The 18,407-nt window shown below is 71.4% G+C and carries 15 protein-coding genes; 6 read left to right on the forward strand and 9 right to left on the reverse strand.

The window, feature by feature from the left end; translation table 11 throughout:
• Window positions 1–24 precede the first annotated feature (24 nt).
• On the forward strand, window positions 25–1,104 hold the full coding sequence (locus tag P8T65_RS17270) for an NlpC/P60 family protein (RefSeq protein ID WP_316726223.1): 1,080 nt from the start codon (window positions 25–27) through the stop codon (window positions 1,102–1,104).
• 176 nt (window positions 1,105–1,280) lie between these two features.
• Here the strand turns inward: P8T65_RS17270 and P8T65_RS17275 are convergent, their stop codons facing one another.
• Together P8T65_RS17275 and P8T65_RS17280 are read right to left on the reverse strand one after the other, a co-directional pair.
• A complete protein-coding gene (locus P8T65_RS17275) occupies window positions 1,281–2,156 on the reverse strand; it encodes a response regulator transcription factor (protein WP_316726224.1) in 876 nt (291 codons plus the stop codon).
• Complete coding sequence (locus P8T65_RS17280; RefSeq protein ID WP_316726225.1) at window positions 2,153–3,478, reverse strand: PspC domain-containing protein; 1,326 nt, start codon at window positions 3,476–3,478, stop codon at window positions 2,153–2,155. Before P8T65_RS17280 ends, P8T65_RS17275 begins: the two co-directional genes overlap by 4 nt.
• A 131-nt stretch (window positions 3,479–3,609) precedes the next feature.
• Between P8T65_RS17280 and P8T65_RS17285 the strand changes: the two genes are divergently transcribed.
• Entirely contained in the window at window positions 3,610–5,124 is a 1,515-nt protein-coding gene (locus P8T65_RS17285) for a PspC domain-containing protein (RefSeq protein ID WP_316726226.1), read from the forward strand.
• Window positions 5,111–5,383 carry a hypothetical protein gene (locus P8T65_RS17290; RefSeq protein WP_316726227.1) on the forward strand — a complete coding sequence of 91 codons (273 nt, stop codon included), beginning with the start codon at window positions 5,111–5,113 and terminating at the stop codon, window positions 5,381–5,383. The genes P8T65_RS17285 and P8T65_RS17290 overlap by 14 nt, the downstream gene beginning before the upstream one ends.
• 269 nt (window positions 5,384–5,652) lie before the next feature.
• Here the strand turns inward: P8T65_RS17290 and P8T65_RS17295 are convergent, their stop codons facing one another.
• Window positions 5,653–6,201: a DoxX family protein gene (locus tag P8T65_RS17295; protein ID WP_316726228.1), complete on the reverse strand. Its 549-nt coding sequence runs from the start codon at window positions 6,199–6,201 to the stop codon at window positions 5,653–5,655.
• Window positions 6,202–6,587: 386 nt separating this feature from the next.
• The gene (locus tag P8T65_RS17300; RefSeq protein WP_316731618.1) at window positions 6,588–7,841 is read right to left on the reverse strand and encodes a hypothetical protein; all 1,254 of its coding nucleotides are present in this window, start codon (window positions 7,839–7,841) and stop codon (window positions 6,588–6,590) included.
• 383 nt (window positions 7,842–8,224) lie between these two features.
• On the opposite strand from P8T65_RS17300, the gene P8T65_RS17305 reads away from it, so the two are divergent.
• On the forward strand, window positions 8,225–9,163 hold the full coding sequence (locus P8T65_RS17305) for a DUF4429 domain-containing protein (RefSeq protein WP_316726229.1): 939 nt from the start codon (window positions 8,225–8,227) through the stop codon (window positions 9,161–9,163).
• Between the two features lie 101 nt (window positions 9,164–9,264).
• On the opposite strand, the gene P8T65_RS17310 is transcribed toward P8T65_RS17305, so the two are convergent.
• Window positions 9,265–10,059, reverse strand: a complete 795-nt coding sequence (locus P8T65_RS17310; RefSeq protein ID WP_184904509.1) for a class II aldolase/adducin family protein — start codon at window positions 10,057–10,059, stop codon at window positions 9,265–9,267.
• A gap of 251 nt (window positions 10,060–10,310) precedes the next feature.
• Here P8T65_RS17310 and P8T65_RS17315 point away from each other — a divergent pair, with 251 nt between their 5' ends.
• On the forward strand, window positions 10,311–10,793 hold the full coding sequence (locus P8T65_RS17315; RefSeq protein ID WP_230219639.1) for a pyridoxamine 5'-phosphate oxidase family protein: 483 nt from the start codon (window positions 10,311–10,313) through the stop codon (window positions 10,791–10,793).
• A gap of 62 nt (window positions 10,794–10,855) precedes the next feature.
• Here P8T65_RS17315 and guaA read toward each other — a convergent pair whose 3' ends face one another.
• Window positions 10,856–12,436 (reverse strand): glutamine-hydrolyzing GMP synthase, encoded by a 1,581-nt coding sequence (gene guaA, locus P8T65_RS17320; protein WP_316726230.1) that lies wholly within the window; start codon window positions 12,434–12,436, stop codon window positions 10,856–10,858.
• Window positions 12,437–13,037: 601 nt separating this feature from the next.
• On the opposite strand from guaA, the gene P8T65_RS17325 reads away from it, so the two are divergent.
• Window positions 13,038–13,325 carry a chorismate mutase gene (locus tag P8T65_RS17325; protein ID WP_316726231.1) on the forward strand — a complete coding sequence of 96 codons (288 nt, stop codon included), beginning with the start codon at window positions 13,038–13,040 and terminating at the stop codon, window positions 13,323–13,325.
• A 408-nt stretch (window positions 13,326–13,733) separates the two neighbouring features.
• Here P8T65_RS17325 and P8T65_RS17330 read toward each other — a convergent pair whose 3' ends face one another.
• The 3 genes from P8T65_RS17330 to P8T65_RS17340 all read right to left on the reverse strand — a co-directional run bounded on the left by P8T65_RS17330 (window position 13,734) and on the right by P8T65_RS17340 (window position 18,243).
• Complete coding sequence (locus P8T65_RS17330) at window positions 13,734–14,474, reverse strand: hypothetical protein (RefSeq protein WP_316726232.1); 741 nt, start codon at window positions 14,472–14,474, stop codon at window positions 13,734–13,736.
• Between the two features lie 238 nt (window positions 14,475–14,712).
• Entirely contained in the window at window positions 14,713–16,494 is a 1,782-nt protein-coding gene (locus tag P8T65_RS17335; RefSeq protein WP_316726233.1) for a GMC family oxidoreductase, read from the reverse strand.
• Window positions 16,495–16,605: 111 nt separating this feature from the next.
• A complete protein-coding gene (locus P8T65_RS17340) occupies window positions 16,606–18,243 on the reverse strand; it encodes a succinic semialdehyde dehydrogenase (protein WP_316726234.1) in 1,638 nt (545 codons plus the stop codon).
• Window positions 18,244–18,407 lie beyond the last annotated feature (164 nt).

Consider the following 18,407-nt stretch of genomic DNA (forward strand, 5'->3'; position numbering starts at 1 on the left):
GTACGGAGAGGACGTGGACTCCACGTGGCAGCGCACCGCAAGCCCAGACAGCGCTCGCTCGGCGGCCATACGGCCCGCACGGCCGCGACGATCGCCCTCGCGGGCGCGGCGACGGCGACCGGTTTCGACGGCACCGGGCACGCCGACCCCCAGCTCACCCCGGAGCAGGTCAGGGCGAAGGTGGCCAAGCTGTACCAAGAGGCCGAGGTCGCCACCGAGAAGTACAACGGCGCGAAGGAGAAGGCCGACAAGGCTCAGGAGAACCTAGAGGAGCTGCGCGACCAGGCCGCCCGCCGCACCGAACGGCTCAACTCGGCCCGCGACGAACTCGGTTCGCTGGCGGCGGCGCAGTACCGGGACGGCGGCATCGCCCCCACCTGGCAGCTCGCCCTCTCCGCCGATCCCGACCAGTACCTGGACGGCGCCGCCCTCGCCGAGCGCGTCGGCAGCCGACACTCGGCGGACGTGGCGAGCGTACGGAAGCAACTGCTGGACATCGAACGGCTGCGCGGCGCCGCCCGCGTCGAACTGGGCACGCTCAAGACCCGGCAGACCGAACTGAAACGCCACAAGAAAACCGTCACCTCCAAGCTGACCGACGCCCGTCAACTGCTCGGCCGACTCACCACCGAGGACCGCTCACGCTTCGACACCCGCAGCGGCGCCACGGGGCACGCCTCGCGCTCCTCCACCACGGCCCAGCGCGGCCTCACCGGGCCGGTCTCCGCCGCCTCCGCCACGGCCGACGCCCCCAACTCCCGCGCCGCCGCGGCCATCTCCTACGCCTACTCCAAGATCGGCAGCCCGTACGTCTGGGGCGCCACCGGGCCCAACGCCTTCGACTGCTCCGGCCTCACTTTGGCCGCCTACCGCGCCGCCGGTGTCTCCCTCCCCCGCACCACCTACTCCCAGATCAACGCCGGCCCCCGCGTCGCCCGCTCCGACCTCCGCCCCGGCGACCTCGTCTTCTTCTATTCCGGCATCAGCCACGTGGGCATCTACATCGGCAACGGCCAGATGATCCACGCCCCCAACCCCTCGGCCCCGGTACGCGTGGCACCCCTGGACGAGATGCCGTACGCGGGGGCGACACGGGTGGCTTGAGCGGGGCCCTGAGCCGTGGGCACCGAGCCGTGGGCCCGAGGCTTGGGTCCGAGCCGTGGGGTCCGAGCCGTGGGCCTGAGTGGCGGGTGGGGGTGCCCTGCGCGGGGAGACACGGCGGGCGCGGCCGGACCCGCCTCGGCCGACCTGCCCCGCCGTCCCGCCGTGGCGCTCCGGCCTCACACCAGGCGGCGTGCCGTCGCCCACCTCGTCAGCTCGTGGCGGTTGGAGAGCTGCAGCTTGCGCAGGACGGCGGACACATGGGACTCGACCGTCTTCACCGAGATGTAGAGCTGCTTGGCGATCTCCTTGTATGCATAGCCACGGGCGATGAGCCGCAGCACCTCACGCTCGCGCTGGGTGAGGCGGTCGAGGTCCTCGTCGACGGGCGGGGCGTCGGTGGAGGCGAAGGCGTCGAGCACGAAGCCGGCCAGGCGGGGAGAGAAGACCGCGTCGCCTTCCTGGACCCGAAAGATGGACTCCACCAGGTCCGAGCCGGTGATCGTCTTGGTGACATAGCCGCGTGCGCCGCCCCGGATCACCCCGATCACGTCCTCCGCCGCGTCCGACACGGACAGGGCGAGGAAGCGCACGGGCTGCTCGGCGTCCGCCATCAACGACGAACAGCGGCGCAGGACTTCGACCCCGCCGCCGCCGGGCAGGTGCACATCGAGGAGCACCACCTCGGGCCGCGTACTCGTGATCACCGAGACCGCCTGATCGACGTCGGGGGCCTCCCCGACCACCTCCACCCCCGTACGGTCCGTCTGCCCGATCTCGGCCTGCACTCCCGTACGGAACATACGGTGGTCGTCCACCAGCACCACCCGGACATGCCGCCCGGGACCGGACGGTCCCGGTGCGCCGAGTGCGCTGGGCGCGGCGGCACCCTCGGGCGTGGAGGGCTGGACCGGCGTTTCCTGCCGGACGGGCTCGCCGGGCAGCCCCTCTGCCGAACCCGTGCCCCTCGCGGCAGTACCTCCTGGCCCCCCGCTCGGCGTCGTGCCCGAACCGCCCTCTGCGGCAGTGTCGTTGGCCCCGTTCGCGTCGCTCATGACGTCGTCTCCGCCCTCTCCATCTCCAGCTCGACCTCCGTGCCGCCGCCCGGTACGGCGCGGAGCCGTGCCGTGCCTCCGTTGCGCTCCATGCGGCCGATGATCGATTCTCTGACGCCCATGCGGTCGGCGGGTATCGCGTCGAGGTCGAATCCTGGACCGCGGTCGCGGACGGACACGAATACCGTCCTTCCCTCGACCTCGGCGTAGACCTGCACGGCGCCGCCCTCGCCACCGTACTTGGCGGCGTTGACCATCGCCTCGCGCGCGGCCTGCATCTGTGCGGTCAGTCCCTCGTCGAGGGGGCAGTCGCCGACGACGACCACTTCGATGGGGACACCGTGCTTGTCCTCGACCTCGGCCGCGTTCCGCCGGACGGCCTCGGCGAGGGTGTCGGGCTCGTCGTCCTCGTCCTTCCCCGTGCCCTCGGGCTTGTACAGCCAGTTCCGCAGGTCGCGCTCCTGGGCGCGGGCGAGGCGGCGGACCTCGTTCGGCTTGTCCGCGTTCCGCTGTATGAGCGTCAGCGTGTGCAGCACCGAGTCGTGGACATGGGCCGCGACCTCCGCGCGCTCCTGGGCGCGGATGCGCATCAGGCGCTCCTCGGAGAGGTCCTGGGTCATGCGCACGAGGTACGGACCGGCCAGCAGGGCTATGCCCACGAGGACCGCGAGCGCCGCCTGCAGGACCGAGCCGAGGTGGGCGGCCGAGCCCTGGAGGACGAATATCCCGGAGACCCCCGCGGTGACCAGCAGGACACCGGCCACGGAGCGCAGCAGGGTGATCGTGCGTCGACGGCGGCCTACCTCGGCCCAGCGGGCCCGCCGCGCGTTGTCCGCCTGGCGCCAGACCAGGGCGACGCCGGCGGCGACGAGCACCGTCGGCCAGAGATACGCCCTGGCGCCCTCCCCGAGGTTCACATTGCCGACGAAGACCATGGCCACGACGACCATGAGGAGGAGGGCGACTATCTGGCCTCGGTCGGGCTTGCGGGCCACGAGCTTGCGGCGGCCGTCGGGGGAGATCTCCGTGGCGATGGCCGGAGGCCGCTGGTTGTCGACGCCTCCCACGCCGAGGGGAACGAAGAACCAGAACGCCGCGTAGACGAGGGCACCGAGGCCATCGGCCAGGAAGAGGCCGGCGAACACGAGCCGCACCCAGGTCACAGGCAGACCGAGATGTCCGGCGAGCCCTCGCGCCACGCCTCCGAGCCAGCGTCCGTCGCTGCTGCGGTAGAGCTTGCGCGGGGGCCGCGGAGTGTCGACTGGCGGTGCTGCGGCTTCCGGCATGCCATCGATGTTCACACGCACGGCCGAGCGAGGCATCAGGGTCGACCCCCGAGACGTCCCTGATCTTCGGCGCGAGCGTGATCGAACACATCCCCCTGACGGATATCAGGGTTCGACCAGGGTCATCCCGAGTGCCATCGCAACGGCGCGGCGGTCACGATGGACGCATGACGGATCACCAGCACGCGGCAGCGGAGCCGGGCCCCGGCTCGGGTCCGGACGCCCTGCGGTCCACCAGCGAGCCGCAGGACGCCGTGCCCCCACCGGGCACGGGGGCCAGGAAGCCGCGCGCGCACGAGGGCGCGGGCGCGCACACGGGCGCGGGCCCGCAGGCAGAAGCGGGCACGCGAGCGGATCAATCGGACGCCACCGGCCCCGACGCTTCGGCCGGTTCCCCCGGCCCTCTCGGTCCCCCCGGTCCCCCGCACAGATTCCGCCGTGACCGGCGGTACAAGATGCTGGGCGGTGTCTGTGCCGGGCTCGGGCGCCAGTGCGACATGGATCCGGTGATCTTCCGCGTGGTGCTGGCGGTGCTCTCCCTCACCGGAGGCCTCGGCCTCCTCTTCTACGGCTTCGCCTGGCTGTTCGTGCCGTACGACGACGAGGAGGAGAACGAGCTGCGCAAGCTGCTGACCGGCCGGGTCGACGGCCAGGCCCTCACGGCCGTGCTCTTCGCGCTGGTCGGCTGCGGCGTCTTCCTCACCATGCTGGGCAACACCACCGTCCTGACCTTCTCGGTGGTCGTCTCCCTGCTCCTGGCCGGCGCGGGGTACTGGTCGCAGCACCGCGGCGCCCCCGACCCCGATCCACTGGCCGCCCAGGCGGTGGCCGACGCCCCGCCGGAGGCCCAGGCACCACCGGTGGCCTCCGCCTACCCGTCGTGGTGGCGCGACCCGATAGTCAAGGACGGTACCCACATCGGTGGGACGGGCTATCTATGGGGCCCGTGGGAGTCCCGCGACCGGGACATAGCCGCGGCGGTCAACATCGCCCGGGGCATCCGGCCCACCCGTCAGGACATACGCGTGGCGCGTCCGCCGAAGCCGCGGGGGCCGCGCTGGATCGGTGGCTGGATCTTCCTGCTGGCGCTGCTCGCCGGCGGCGCGGGTACCGGAGCCACCTGGGAGGACCGCACCCTCGCCGCCAGCCTGCAGACCGGTCTGGCCTGCGCTCTGACCGTGTTCGGTCTGGGCATAGCCCTCAGCGCCTTCCTCGGCCGTACGGGAGCGGGGTCGATCTTCCTGGCGGTGGTCACGGCGGGACTCCTGGCGGGCACGGCGGCGCTTCCGTCGAACATCACCACCGACTGGGCCCGTACGAAGTGGACACCGCGGAACGCGGACAGCGTGGCGGCCCGCTACGAGCTCGGGACCGGGGTGGGGACGCTGGACCTGTCCCGGGTGGACATACCGAAGGGAGAGTCGCTGAGCACCAGCGTGGAGGTGGGCGCGGGCAAGGTGCAGGTGGTGGTTCCACCGGACGTCACCGTGCGGCTCGACATCGAAGTGGGCCTGGGTGACATCCAGTTGCCGGGTGACGACAAGGAGGACGTGGACGTGGCACCGGACAGGAGCGACCGGCTGACACTGCCCCCCGCGAAGGGCTCGGGCAGTGGGGGCACGCTCACCATCGACCTCGAAGTCGGTCTGGGACAGGCGGAGGTGGCCCGTGCTGCGGCATGAGTTCCGGCCCGGGAAGCTCGTCGCCGGCCTCTTCCTCGCCGCCGCCGGTGTCGTGTACCTCGGCGACGCGGGAGGCGCCTGGAAGACCCCGTGGTTCGTGGTGATACCCCTGGTGGTCGGGGGGCTGTGTCTCGCGGGGGCCGTGGCTTCTCTGGACCACGAGATACGGGGGCGGCGGCGCGCGGGGCGGCCGGGAGCAACGGGGCCCACGGGAGCGGCGGGGGCATCCGGGGCGGCGGGCACGGATAGGCATGGCTAGAGCAGGCAGGGACGGCTGAAAGTAGGGAAGCCCGGCCGACAGCGGATGGACGCGGCAGAGAGTGGGTGAACGCGGCAGAGAGGAAGGCCGGTCCGGCTGGGAGCGGGCGGGGAGCGAGCCAGAGCTCCTCGGACTCACGCGGCCCCAACCAGACCGCACGGCTCCCCCAGCGGACAGTTCAACCAGTGCGGCCAGGCACAGCCCCGCTCACCGGACGACTCCGCCCGGCCTCAGCCGCACTCATCCGGTGCGGCGGGGCGTCGTGGGGCTCAGTGGTAGGCGGCGCCCGCTCGGTGCCTGCTGGTGCCGCCCCGGCGTCGAGAACGGATGGCGGCGTCCACCGAGAGGACCGGGGCGCCGGCGAGGATCAGCGGGATCCAGGCCATGAGGTAGGGGAGGTCGTTGCCGTAGTAGTACGGAGATGCCGACCAGCTGACCGTGAGCCAGAGGCTGAGGGAGATCAGGGCTCCGCCGAAGGCGGCGAGGCGGGTGAGGAAACCGAGGAGGGCGCCGATACCGACGGCGAGTTCGCCGATGGCGATGGCGTAGCCGAAGCCGACGGGGTTGTTCAGGGCCATGTCGATCATGGCTGGGATGGCGGAGGAGTCGCGGGCGGCGCTCATCATGTCGCCGATGGAGCCGGAGCCGGAGTCCGCCATGAAGGCACTGTCGGTGAGTTTGTCCAAGCCGGCGTAGATGAAGGTGACGGCGAGGAAGAGGCGTAGGGGCAGGAGAGCGTAGCGGGTGGCGGTGTCGCGCCGGTCGGGGCCGCCGTCGAAGTAGGGGGTGTGGGAGTCCGAGCGAATGTCGTGAGTCATGGTCTGCGCCGCCTCTTGTCCGCCGTGCCGTTGACCCCTCAACAGACGATACGTTCAGAGGGGTGGGGGTGCTCAATGGTTCGGGCGTGTTTTTCCGGGTCGGAGAGCCTTGTCGGGAGGCAGGGTGGCCTCCGTCCGGGAGGCTCCCCTCCACCGCCGACGGACCTTTTCCTCCGGCCCGCCGGCCCACCGGCCGAGGGGCCGCGGATCCGAGGGCCGACCTGCTCCCCGCGCCACCGACCGAGGGGCCGAGCCGCTCCCCGCGCCTCCGTGCCCCCCGCCTCTGAACCTCCGCACCTCCGCTGGACGGACGGCGGCCCGCTTCCCCTGAACTCCCCGCTCCCCTCCTTCGTCCCCGCCCTGGGGCCCGTCCCCTCGGTGACCGGTCAGTCCGCTGCGACCTCGATGGTGTAGCGGTTGGTCTCCACGCCCGCCGCTGTCACGACCTGGACTTCGATCTTGCCGGGTTCGACGTCGACGGGGACGGGCGCGGTGAGGACGGCGTCGGTGGGGTTGCTGAAGCCGCCGGCGACGGGGACGAGCGGGACGTGGACGTGGACGGGGCCGATGCGGACGACCATGCGGGAGAGGTGGTCGGCGGTCTGGGCGCCGGGTGGGACGAAGCCGGAGCCGCGGATCTCGATGTCGTCGCCGTTGCGGATGGGGGCGTCGAGGTCGCCGGCCTCGCGGGCGCGGACGACGGAGAGGATGACGGGGCGGCCACCCTCGGCGTACTTGCCGGCGACGTAGGTGGCCGCGGAGACGAGGACGAGGAGGGCCAGGCCCCAGGGGAGGTCGGGGAGTTGGTCGGGGCGGCGGGCGAGGCGGACCGCCGCGAAGGCGAGGGCGACGGTGCAGATGATCACGTACTGGATGTCGGTGAAGCTGCCGCGGCCGGAGTCGTCGGTGAGGAGGTCGGCGGCGCGGGGGCGGTGGGCGCGGACCTTCTGGAGGCGCTGGGAGAGGACACGGAGACCGACCACGCGGCGGACCAGGACGGCGATGCCGCAGACGACGGCGAGGACGGTCACGATGCCGGCGCCGCGGGCGAGGTCGAGGCCGGCGATGAGGGCGTCGCGTTCGCGGTGGTTGGAGGCCGCGGCGAGGCGGCCGACGAGGACGAGGACCGCGAAGACGACGAAGAGGACCCAACCGGCCGCGATCGCGCGGGAGGTGGAGAGACGGTTGTCCTCGCCGATGACCGGTGCGAGGGCACCGCCGCGCGCCCGGTGGAGATACCCGGCGCCCGTCAGGGCCGCGGCCACCAGCAGGGCGGCGAGCAGACCGGCGGTGCGGGCCGAGGTCCACCCCGTGCCGATCGCGGTGAGGGACTGGACGAGGAGGAGGGTGACGACGGCGGCCCAGACCACGATCGCCGTGCGCAGCCACAGGCGGGCCAGCCAGGTCTCGCCCTCGACCCGGCCGCGTTCGGCGACGAGGGCCGCGGACTGGGTGAGTTCGTCGGACACCCACTGGCGGGAGGCGGACGCGGAGTGCGCGACCGCCGCCGGCAGCCCCTGCCCCGACGCGAACTCCTCCCGCTTCAGCAGGAACTCGGCGACCGCGCGCCGGTGTCCCGCGCGCGCCCCGTGCGGGCAGTCCCCGCACGTGCACCCGCCTTCATGGGCGCCCGCGCCCATGCCCCCTCTCGCCTCCTGCACCGCCACGCCCGAGTCCGCCTTCCCGCGCCGTCGTCCGCGGGCGCCACCGCGCCCACGTCCGCGTACTTCGGCTTTCGCCGCCACCGTCATTGCCATCTGCCAGCACTGCTGTCACCGCTCCGGCCACGAGGGCGACGACAGTCGCCCGTGCGTTGCCGGGACCGCTGCGTCGATACCGCCGTAGCGCGGTGTCGTACATTCGTCCGCTCACTACCACAGCCGTGCGGCCGTACAACTGCCCTGCGATGACAGCGAATTGTGCCGTATGGAACACGGCCCGCATTCGGCAGGGCCACTCCGTGCGTGGGAGGCGCGGGGTGAAGTGCGGGTGCTCGTGTTGACCGGGCTGGGAGAATCCTCCTATGGCCGAGATCATCCAGCGTGACGGCGTCTGGGCCTTCGACGGCGACACGGTCCGGATCACGCCGGGCCTGCACCGTTCCGTGGCGCTGTTCCGACAGACGTACGGGGAGATCGCGGTGCCGCTGGAGGCGGTGGCCGGTGTCGTCTACGAGCCCGAACGCAAGCGCGGGCGGCTGCGGTTGCGGCTGCGTGAGGGCAGTGATCCGCTGCTGCAGGCCACGGGCGGGCGGCTGCCGGACGAGGCCGACCCGTACCGGCTGACGGTCGATCTCGACCGGTCGGGGGTCGCCGAGTACGTGGCCGAGGAGATACGGCGGTCGATGCTGCTGGAGCAGACGCCGAAGGAGCCCGCCGGGGCCTACCTCCTGCCCGGTCCGCCCGTGCCGGTGTCGGTGCGGTCCAGTGACGGCACGGTGTCGTTCGACGGGACGCGGGTCCGGATCGACTGGAACGACACCTCCGACCGGGTCAAGCGCGCGACCGGCCCGCGGATCATCGACATCGGGGAACTGGTGCAGGTCGAGTGGGTGCCCAACTCCGGTTACGAGGACGGGTTCCTGCGGTTCGTGACGCGCGAGACCGTGTTCTCGAAGCTGCCGCCGGAGCGGGATCCGTTCGCCCTCGATCTGTGGGGCAGTGCGCGGCGCGACCTGCTCACGGCGCTCGTCGCGACGGCGGTCACGGCACGGCTCCCCCATCCGTCGACAGGGGCGAACGGCCCCGCGAACACAACCGTGGACGGCGCGCGGCCGGGCGGGGTCGACGCGGCGCGGCCGTCGGTCTCCGACCGCACCGACGCCTCCGACCGCACCGGCTCCTCCGACCACCACGACACGCTCCTGCGTCGGCTCCGCGAACTCGGGGAGCTGCACCGCGGGGGCGTCCTCACGGACGAGGAGTTCGCGGCCACGAAGGCCGCCGTGCTGCGCGGCTTCTGACGGGCACGCGCGAGATCGCCGTCCCACCAGGCCGTCACGCGTCGGCGGGGGCTGTTTGGCTGGTCGCGCGTTTCCCTGCGCCCCCTTCCGGATGCTGCGGTTCAACTCAGCAGATCCGGCTCGCTGCGGCTGATGTCCTGCCACAGCGGCTGGTAGTTGATCCACGCCACCAGGTCGCCGCCCGCCTGCTCACGTGTCGCGACGGCCAGCCGGTGTTCGATGAGCAGGGGGCGGCCCGCCGCCTTCGCCGTGAGCTGCACCTGGGCCGAACGTTCCATGGACAGGAACCACCAGGCCGCCGCGTCGACCGAGTCGCCGACCGTCAGCAGTCCGTGGTTGCGCAGCACGAGGGCCTTGCGGCTGCCGAGGACGGCGGCGATGCGGCGGCCCTCGTCCGCGTCCACGGCGACGCCCGTGTAGTGGTCGTAGAGCGCCTGGTCCTCGTAGAAGGCGCAGGACTCCTGGGTGATCGGGTCGAGCAGCTCGCCGAGGGCGGACAGGGCGCGGCCGTGCACGGAGTGACAGTGGGCGACGGCGACGACGTCCGGGCGGGCGGCGTGCACCTGGGCGTGGACGGTGAACGCGGCCTGGTTCACGTGGTAGCGGCCCTCGATCACCTGGCCGTCCTGGTTGGCGAGGACCAGGTCACTCACCGTGACGTGCTTGAAGGGCATCCCGAACGGGTTGACCCAGAAGCAGTCGCTGAACTCCGGGTCGCGCGCGGTGATGTGTCCCGAGACCCCCTCCTCGAACCCCATGCGCCCGAAGATCCGCAGGGCCCCGGCCAGCCGTTCCTTGCGGTGCCGTCGCTCGTCCTCCACCGACTCGTGCATCGGCGGCATGGCGAACCGGAGCTGGTCGGTGGGTAGAGGCAGGGGCGGTGTGGGCCCGTGCATGTGTCCTCCAGAATGACTTCCTTTACGAAGCGGAAGCTACCGTCGGTCCCCAGGGAGAACAGGTCCGTCCCGTGAAGAGAGTGCGCAACCGTTACGCAAGTCACCGAAGCGCGTCAGGTGGCGCACCGCTCGGCCGGGTCGGGCAGCGCCGTACGGCGCCCCGCGGCGCCGATACATCGGCCGCATGTCGGCCGTACGTCGCTCGGGGTAACCGGACAATGGTTGTCGGGTATCCGGGTGAGACTCGATGTATGCCGGAGAATCTTTCGAACTGGGGCGCCTTCGTCGCCGCCGAACCTGAGCTCGCCGAGACCGTCGAAGCGCGTTTCGGGGCCTTCACCCATCACGTCCTCGCCACCCTGCGCAAGGACGGGTCGCCGCGTACGACCGGGCTGGAGGTCCGGTTCAAGCGGGGGGAGCTGTGGTTGGGGATGATGCCCGACTCGCTCAAGGCACTCGATCTGCGCCGCGATCCCCGCTTCGCGTTGCAGGCCAACCCGGGGCCGGGCACGGGGATGGGCGGCGGGGACGTGCGGGTGAGCGGGCGGGCGGTCGAGGTCGACGATCCGGCGGAGAAGGCCGCGTACGGCGAAGAGGTGGAACCGCCGGAGCCGTTCCACCTCTTCCGCGCCGAGTTGACGGAGGTCGTACGGACCTACGTCGAGGACGACAAGTACCTGGTCGTCCAGGTCTGGAAGCCCGGAGAGCCGGTGCGCGCCCTCAAACGGACCTGAGCCCCTGCCCGAGCCCTACAGAGCCCGAAGCCCCGAGCCCCGAAGGGCCCTGAGCCCGGGGCTCACTCCCACTCGATGGTGCCCGGCGGCTTGCTCGTCACGTCGAGGACGACGCGGTTGACGTCGGCGACCTCGTTGGTGATCCGGGTGGAGATCTTCGCGAGGACCTCGTACGGCAGTCGCGACCAGTCGGCGGTCATGGCGTCCTCGGAGGAGACCGGGCGCAGCACGATGGGGTGGCCGTAGGTGCGGCCGTCGCCCTGGACGCCGACGGAGCGGACGTCCGCCAGCAGCACCACCGGGCACTGCCAGATGTCGCGGTCGAGGCCGGCCGCCGTCAGCTCCTCGCGGGCGATGGCGTCGGCCTCGCGGAGCAGGTCGAGGCGCTCCTTGGTGACCTCGCCGACGATCCGGATGCCGAGGCCGGGGCCCGGGAACGGCTGACGCTGGACGATCTCCTCCGGGAGCCCCAGCTCCTGGCCGACCATCCGGACCTCGTCCTTGAAGAGTTTGCGGAGCGGCTCGATCAGCTTGAACTCGAGGTCTTCCGGCAGGCCGCCGACGTTGTGGTGGGACTTGATGTTGGCCGTGCCGGTGCCGCCGCCGGACTCGACCACGTCCGGGTAGAGGGTGCCCTGGACGAGGTACGCGACCTCGGGGCCCTCGTCGGCGATGATCTCCGCCTGGGCCTGCTCGAAGACGCGGATGAACTCGCGGCCGATGATCTTCCGCTTCTGCTCGGGGTCGGAGACCCCGGCCAGCGCCTTCAGGAAGCGCTCCTCCGCGTCGACGACCTTCAGCTGGACGCCGGTCGCGGCGACGAAGTCCTTCTCGACCTGCTCGGTCTCGTTCTTGCGCATGAGGCCGTGGTCGACGTAGACGCAGGTCAGCTGGGAGCCGATGGCCTTCTGGACGAGGGCCGCGGCGACCGCGGAGTCCACGCCGCCGGAGAGGCCGCAGATCGCGCGCTTGTCGCCGACCAGCTCGCGGATGGCCTCGACCTGCTCCTCGATGACGTTGCCGGTGGTCCAGCTGGGGGTGATGCCCGCGCCCCGGTAGAGGAAGTGCTCCAGGACCTGCTGGCCGTGCGTGGAGTGCATGACCTCCGGGTGGTACTGGACGCCGTACAGCTTCTTCTCGTCGTTCTCGAAGGCGGCGACCGGGACGACGTCGGTTGAGGCCGTGACGGTGAAGCCCTCGGGGGCGGCGGAGCAGGCGTCGCCGTGGGACATCCAGACGGACTGCTCGTCGGGGGTGCCCTCGAAGAGGGTGCTGCCGCTCTTGGAGACGTGCAGGGGGGTACGGCCGTACTCGCGGGCGCCGGTGTTGTCGACGGTGCCGCCGAGGGTGGTGGCCATCAGCTGGAAGCCGTAGCACATGCCGAAGACGGGGACGCCGGCCTCGAAGAGCTCGCGGTCGAGGCGGGGGGCGCCCTCGGCGTAGACCGAGGAGGGGCCGCCGGAGAGGATGATCGCCGCCGGGTTCTTGGCGAGCATCTCCGCGACCGGCATGGTGCTCGGCACGATCTCGCTGTAGACCCGGGCCTCGCGGACCCGTCGGGCGATGAGCTGGGCGTACTGGGCGCCGAAGTCGACGACCAGGACGGTGTCGGGAACGGCGGCAGCGGGGTTCGCTGATGACACGAGGTGCCTTCCGGCGGTGGGGCGGGGGTCTGTGTGGTCCGAGTCTACCGGGGTGGGCGCTCGTGAAGCGGGCCACCGGTGGCTCGGCCGGGGACCGCCGCGCCCCCTTTGCGGGAGGAAGGACTCTCGTCGGGTGGGGACGGTGGGGCGAGGCCGCGCAAAGGATGGGCCGGCGCGGGGAGGCGGTCGCCGCCTGCGCCCGGGCGCCATTGACGGCCCGCCCTCGCCCGGGCATCCGGCATGCCCCACCGCGATTCCGGACACGCGCGAGTGCGTCAAACTTCCGGACACGCGTCTGCCGGGATCGGTTCGTGGCGGACTGGCGCCCTCGTCGTGGCTTGTCGCGCAGTTCCCCGCGCCCCTAAAAGGGGCGCGGGCCGGGCGGTAGGGGCGGGGCGTGGCATACTGGCGCTCATGTTCGCGCACTCGACCCTTGTCTTTAGCTATGGCACCGGGCCCACCGGCTGCCATGGTCGTGCTGCTTGAGCAACTGACAAGCGACTTCCCCAGGCGCCCCGGGCCGACAAGGTCCGGGGCGGCTGGCGTTTTCCGGGTCTTGCCGCTCCGGGGGTCCGTTCGACTTCCGACGAGGAGCCCCAGGATGACCCTCACCTCCACCGAGAAGACCGGTGCCCGTACCTCCGAGGCGGCCGGTGTGATCACCGGTGCCCGGGAACGCATCGACGCCCTGGACGACCGGATCATCGGCCTGATCCAGGAACGCGTGGCGGTCTCCGCCGTGATCCAGGAGGCACGGATCGAGTCCGGCGGCAGGCGCGTGAACCTGTCGCGGGAGATGGAGGTCCTGGCCCACTACAGGGACGCCCTCGGCAAGCCGGGCACCGCGCTCGCCATGACCCTGCTGGAGCTGTGCCGGGGCCGTGTCTGACCGGCGCGCACCGGCGGCGCACATACGTACGCCTGTCCTCTCACCCGTACGGCGCGTGACCGCCGTACGACGCGTTTCGTTGGTGTCGGTGTCCGTGCCAGCCAGGTGCGGGCCCGAAAGAACCACGCGTGGCTCCGCTGGAGCGATGAGGCGTCCGGATCGTGCCGTGCGCCGTGGGACCTCGCTCCAGGGTTGTGACCGGACGGCAGGGGACAGCAGCCCGGTCACTCAAGAGAACGGCCGGCTCCGGGGACGCCCGGGGCCGACCGGCGGAACTGTTCCGAGGTGGGCGCGACGGTCACGGAGCCCGTTCCCCCTTCACGACGCGGAACAGATCACCGACCCCAAGGGCCCCGCGGAACGGCCGAGCCTGCCGTTCCGCGGGGCCCTTCGTCACGCCGGGGGCGCTCAGCCGGCGACCTTCTCCACCTTCGCGACCTGTGCGTCCAGGATCGCGTCCGGCACCTCGGCCTTGTCCGCGTCGAGCATGTTCATCGAGTAGAACCCGATGAGTGTCGAGCCGCTGCGCACCACCGTGAAGGACATCGGGATCTCGGCGCCCTCGATGTCGCCCTTCACCTTGTAGGCGACGGCCTCGTCGCCCTGGTCGGGAGCGGTGAGGGCCTCGATGCCGCTGTACTTGTTGCCGACGTGCTCGTACCCGTCGCAGCTCTCCGTCGCCTTGCGCAGATCGGCCATGACCTTCTCGGCGTCGTCCTGCTCGTGCGCGGCCAGGGCGAGGGAGATGACGCTGGCGGAAAGCTCGTCCTCCGAGGTGACCGTGCGTCCGGCGCGGGCCTTCGCCTGCGGGTCGGAGGTGAAGTAGAACATGTTCGCGAGGGGCTGACAGGCGGCCGGCTGCGCGGGAACGGTCTCGGCCGGCATGTCCTCCGCGGGCATGTCGGCGATCTTGTACCCCTTCACGTCCCCCTTCGCGAGGGCCGCCTCCTTCAGCTGGGCGGCGGTCAGCGCGGCCTTCCCGGCGCCGTCCTCCCCGTTCTTGGCGTCCTCGGCTGCCGAGGCGCTGCCCGCGGCCGACGGCTTCTTCTCCGCCTTGTCCTCGTCGCCGCCCCCGCCACACGCCGCGGTCAATCCCAGCGTGGCCACGACCGAGACGGCCACCGCCACCCGCGACATCGTCGACTTCATGTCCCCCACCCTCATGACTTTCGTTTCATGCCTCACAGGGGCCCCATAGGCCCCATCGAACATGTATGTGACGGCGGGGCGTGCCCGTCGGTTGTACCGACCCGACGACCCATCCACGTGACTCACATCACACAAGAAAGCAGTTATTGCGGGCAACCTTTCACGGCACTCACCAGTCACATCTGGCACACGAGAGAAGAACCCGCGCTCGGAGGGGGGTGCGGGTCCTTCTCCGTAACTACTTCTTCGGCGGCACCGTCGGAACCGGCATCAGCGGCAGCCGGAGCGCGCCGAAGGCGTCCCCCGGGACCACCGGGTGCAGGGGCACCACGGGAGTGAGGCGTTCGTAGGCCTCCCCGGGGTCGGGGCGCCGGTCCGGCTCGCCGTTGTTGGGCCAGAACGACATCGCCCGCTCGGCCTGCGCCGTGATCGTCAGGGACGGATTGACGCCCAGGTTCGCGGAGACGGCGGCGCCGTCGACGACCGAGATGCCGGGGTGGCCGTAGAGGCGGTGGTACGGGTCGATCACTCCGTCGTCCGCGGTGGCGCCGATGGGGCAGCCGCCGAGGAAGTGCGCGGTGAGCGGGGTGCCCATCAGCTCGCCCACGTTGCTGCCGGCGAAGCCGTTGATCTCGGCGGCGATGGTGGAGGCGGCCCGCGAAGCGGCCTCGATCTGCTTGGGGTTGGGCGCGCCGTGGCCCTGACGTGCCGTCAACAGGCCCTTGCCCAGGCCCTTCGGCTTCAGGTGGGTCGACAGGGAATTGTCCAGGGACTGCATCACCAGGCCGATGATGGTCCGCTCCGACCAGCGGCGGTTGGAGAGCGAACGGGCCACCAGCAAGGGGTGTTTGGCCGCGTACGCCAGCCAGCCGAGGACGCGGGCGGTGCCCGACGCGGTGCTGCCCGCGTACGGGACCTGGAGGATCGACAGGCCGCCCATCGCGTTGGAGCCCTTGCCGTAGCGGACCGGCTCGATGTGGGTGTTCTCGTCGGGGTGGATGGAGGAGGTGATCGCCACGCCGCGGGTGAAGTCGACCTCGGGCGCGCCGTGCGCCTTGCGGTAGCGGCGGTTGTCGGTCTGGGCGCCGACCAGCGCTTCGGAGTTGGTGCGGGTCAGCATGCCCAGGCGGTCCGAGAGGTGCGGGAGTTGGCCGTTCGCCTTCATCCGGTGCAGGAGGGTCTGGGTGCCGTAGGTGCCGGCCGCGAGGACGACGCGGCGGGCCCTGAGCACCCGGCTCTCGCCCTTCCTGCGGTTGTCGGTCGGGAGGGTCGTCACGGCGTAGCCGCCCTGCGAGTCCTCCGTCACGGCCACGACCGTGGTCATCGGGTGGACCACCGCGCCCGCCTTCTCGGCGAGGTGGAGGTAGTTCTCGTTGAGCGTGTTCTTCGCGCCGTGGCGGCAGCCGGTCATGCATGCTCCGCACTCGGTGCAGGCGTTGCGGGCAGGGCCCGCGCCGCCGAAGTACGGGTCCGCGACCTGGTCGCCCGGCGCGGCTTTCGCCTTGCCGTCGGCGTCCTCGCCGTCACCGAAGAAGACGCCGACCGGGGCGAGGTGGAAGCTGTCGCCGACGCCCATCCGCTCGGCTGCGGCCTTCAGGTGCACGTCCGACGGGGTCATCGTCGGGTTGAGCCGTACGCCGAGCATGCGGCGGGCCTGGTCGTAGTACGGCTTCAACTCCTCCTGCCAGTCGGTGATGTCCTTCCACTGCGGGTCCTCGAAGAACGGCTCGGGCGGCACGTAGAGGGTGTTGGCGTAGTTGAGGGAGCCGCCGCCCACGCCTGCTCCGGCCAGCACCATGACGTTGCCGAGGAGGTGGATGCGCTGGATGCCGTACAGGCCGAGGGCGGGCGCCCAGAGGTAGTTCTTCAGGTCCCAGGAGTTCTTGGGGAGGGTGGCTCGGGTGAAGCGACGGCCCGCTTCGAGGACGCCGACCTTGTAGCCCTTCTCGGTCAGGCGCAGGGCGGTGACCGAACCGCCGAAACCGGATCCGACGACGATGACGTCGTAGTCGTACGACACTTGTTCTCCTCGTTGAGAACGGTCCTTGTCTGCGGGCCGTATGTGGTTGCTCGCGCCCACGCGGCGGAGCCGCATGTCGATACAGCCCCGCGCCCCTGAGGGCAGGGGCCGCTAGCGCAGCCGGAGTGCCTTCATCGCCCGGAGGCTGCGGCTCATGAACTGGGCGTACTTCTCGTCGTCCATGCCGAGGGACGGGGCCATGGGCAGCAGGCGCTGCTGGGCGACCGTCTGGGCCTCCGTGTACTTGAGGATGCCCTCGGAGCCGTGGCGGCGGCCGAGGCCGGAGTCCTTCATGCCGCCCATGGGGGACTGGACGGAGCCGTACGCGGAGGCGTAGCCCTCGTTGACGTTGACCGTGCCGGCGCGGACGCGGGAGGCGACCTCGCGGCCGCGGCGGCCGTCCTTGGTCCAGACGGAGGCATTGAGGCCGTACGCGGTGGAGTTGGCCTCCGCTATGGCCTCGTCCTCGTCCGTGAAGCGGTAGACGGAGACGACCGGGCCGAAGGTCTCCTCCGTGCACACGGACATGGGCTCCGTGACGCCGTCGAGGATGGTCGGCTCGTAGAAGTAGGGGCCGATGTCGGGGCGGGCCACGCCGCCCGCGAGGACCTTCGCGCCCTTCTCCACGGCCTCGTCGACGTGGCGGGTGACGGTCTCCAGCTGGCGTTCGCCGACGAGGGAGCCCATGTCGGCGCCGTACGCGAGGGACGTGCCGAGGCGCATGGCCTTGGTGCGGGCGGCGAAGCGCTCCAGGAAGGCGTCGGCGATGGACTCGTGGACGTACAACCGCTCGATGGATATGCAGAGTTGGCCGGCGGAGGAGAAACAGGCGCGGACGGCGCCCGCCGCCGCCTTCTCGATGTCGGCGTCCGCGAGGACCAGCATCGCGTTCTTGCCGCCGAGTTCGAGAGAGACGCCGACGAGGCGGGCGGCCGCGCCCTGGGCGACCTCGCGCCCAGTGCGGGTGGAGCCGGTGAAGGAGACGTAGTCGGCGTGCTTGACGACCTCGGGGCCGATGACGGGTCCCTCGCCGAGGACGACCTGGAAGACGTCGGCGGGCAGGCCGGCCTCGATGAGCAGGTCGCGGGCCCACAGGGCGGTCAGGCAGGTCTCCGTGTCGGGCTTCATCACGACGGCGTTGCCCGCGACGAAGGCGGGGATCGCGTCGCCGACGGAGAGTTCGAGGGGGTAGTTCCAGGGGGCGATCTGGCCGATCACGCCGCGCGGGTGGCGGAGTTCGGTGACCTTGGTGAGGGTCGGGACGGCGCCGGTGTGCCGTTTCGGCTTGAGGTAGAAGGGGGCCTTGCGGCCGTAGTGACGTGCGGCGACCGCGACGGCCTGGACCTCCTCGTGGGCGTGGAGGCGGGCCTTGCCGGTCTCCAGCTGGATGAGGTCGAGCACCTCGGCCTGGCGTTCGAGGACCAGGTCGTGGAAGCGGAGCAGGACGGCGGCGCGCTCCCGCACGGACCGCTGGGCCCAGACGGCCTGCGCGGCGCGGGCCGTCGCGTAGGCCTGCTCCACGTCCTCGGGGGTGGACTCCGGCAGGTCGGCGAGCTTCTCACCGGTGAACGGCGTGTGGTTGGCGGTGCGGCCGGAGCCGACCACGCCCTTGGTGAGCTGGGCGACCAGTTCGGGAGTGACCACGTCGGCGGCGGTACGGGCGCCCTGCGGGGCTGCCGCGAGGGGGTTGGTGCCGGTCGTTACCGTGGTGGTCGTACCGGTCTTCTCGGGGGCCTGCGAGTCCGTCATGACGCGCAGGGTATTCCGGACCGTACGACTTTGGGTACCCGGCGGTAACAGGCTTTCACCGGGCGCACACACCACGCCAGTGATCGCTGGCAACGAAGTGGCTCATCAGGGCGGCGGGCGGTGGCGTGCGGCCGCGAATGCGGCGTGGATCACGTCCGTGCGCG

This window comes from Streptomyces sp. 11x1 (assembly GCF_032598905.1).
GTDB lineage: Bacteria > Actinomycetota > Actinomycetes > Streptomycetales > Streptomycetaceae > Streptomyces.

Coding starts and splice junctions, on each gene's coding strand:
- P8T65_RS17275 (WP_316726224.1), bottom strand. CDS start 2,156: ATGAGCGACGCGAACGGGGCCAACGACACTGCCGCAGAGGGCGGTTCG.
- P8T65_RS17280 (WP_316726225.1), bottom strand. CDS start 3,478: ATGCCTCGCTCGGCCGTGCGTGTGAACATCGATGGCATGCCGGAAGCC.
- P8T65_RS17285 (WP_316726226.1), top strand. CDS start 3,610: ATGACGGATCACCAGCACGCGGCAGCGGAGCCGGGCCCCGGCTCGGGT.
- P8T65_RS17295 (WP_316726228.1), bottom strand. CDS start 6,201: ATGACTCACGACATTCGCTCGGACTCCCACACCCCCTACTTCGACGGC.
- P8T65_RS17300 (WP_316731618.1), bottom strand. CDS start 7,841: ATGGGCGCGGGCGCCCATGAAGGCGGGTGCACGTGCGGGGACTGCCCG.
- P8T65_RS17305 (WP_316726229.1), top strand. CDS start 8,225: ATGGCCGAGATCATCCAGCGTGACGGCGTCTGGGCCTTCGACGGCGAC.
- P8T65_RS17310 (WP_184904509.1), bottom strand. CDS start 10,059: ATGCACGGGCCCACACCGCCCCTGCCTCTACCCACCGACCAGCTCCGG.
- P8T65_RS17315 (WP_230219639.1), top strand. CDS start 10,311: ATGCCGGAGAATCTTTCGAACTGGGGCGCCTTCGTCGCCGCCGAACCT.
- P8T65_RS17325 (WP_316726231.1), top strand. CDS start 13,038: ATGACCCTCACCTCCACCGAGAAGACCGGTGCCCGTACCTCCGAGGCG.
- P8T65_RS17330 (WP_316726232.1), bottom strand. CDS start 14,474: ATGAAGTCGACGATGTCGCGGGTGGCGGTGGCCGTCTCGGTCGTGGCC.
- P8T65_RS17340 (WP_316726234.1), bottom strand. CDS start 18,243: ATGACGGACTCGCAGGCCCCCGAGAAGACCGGTACGACCACCACGGTA.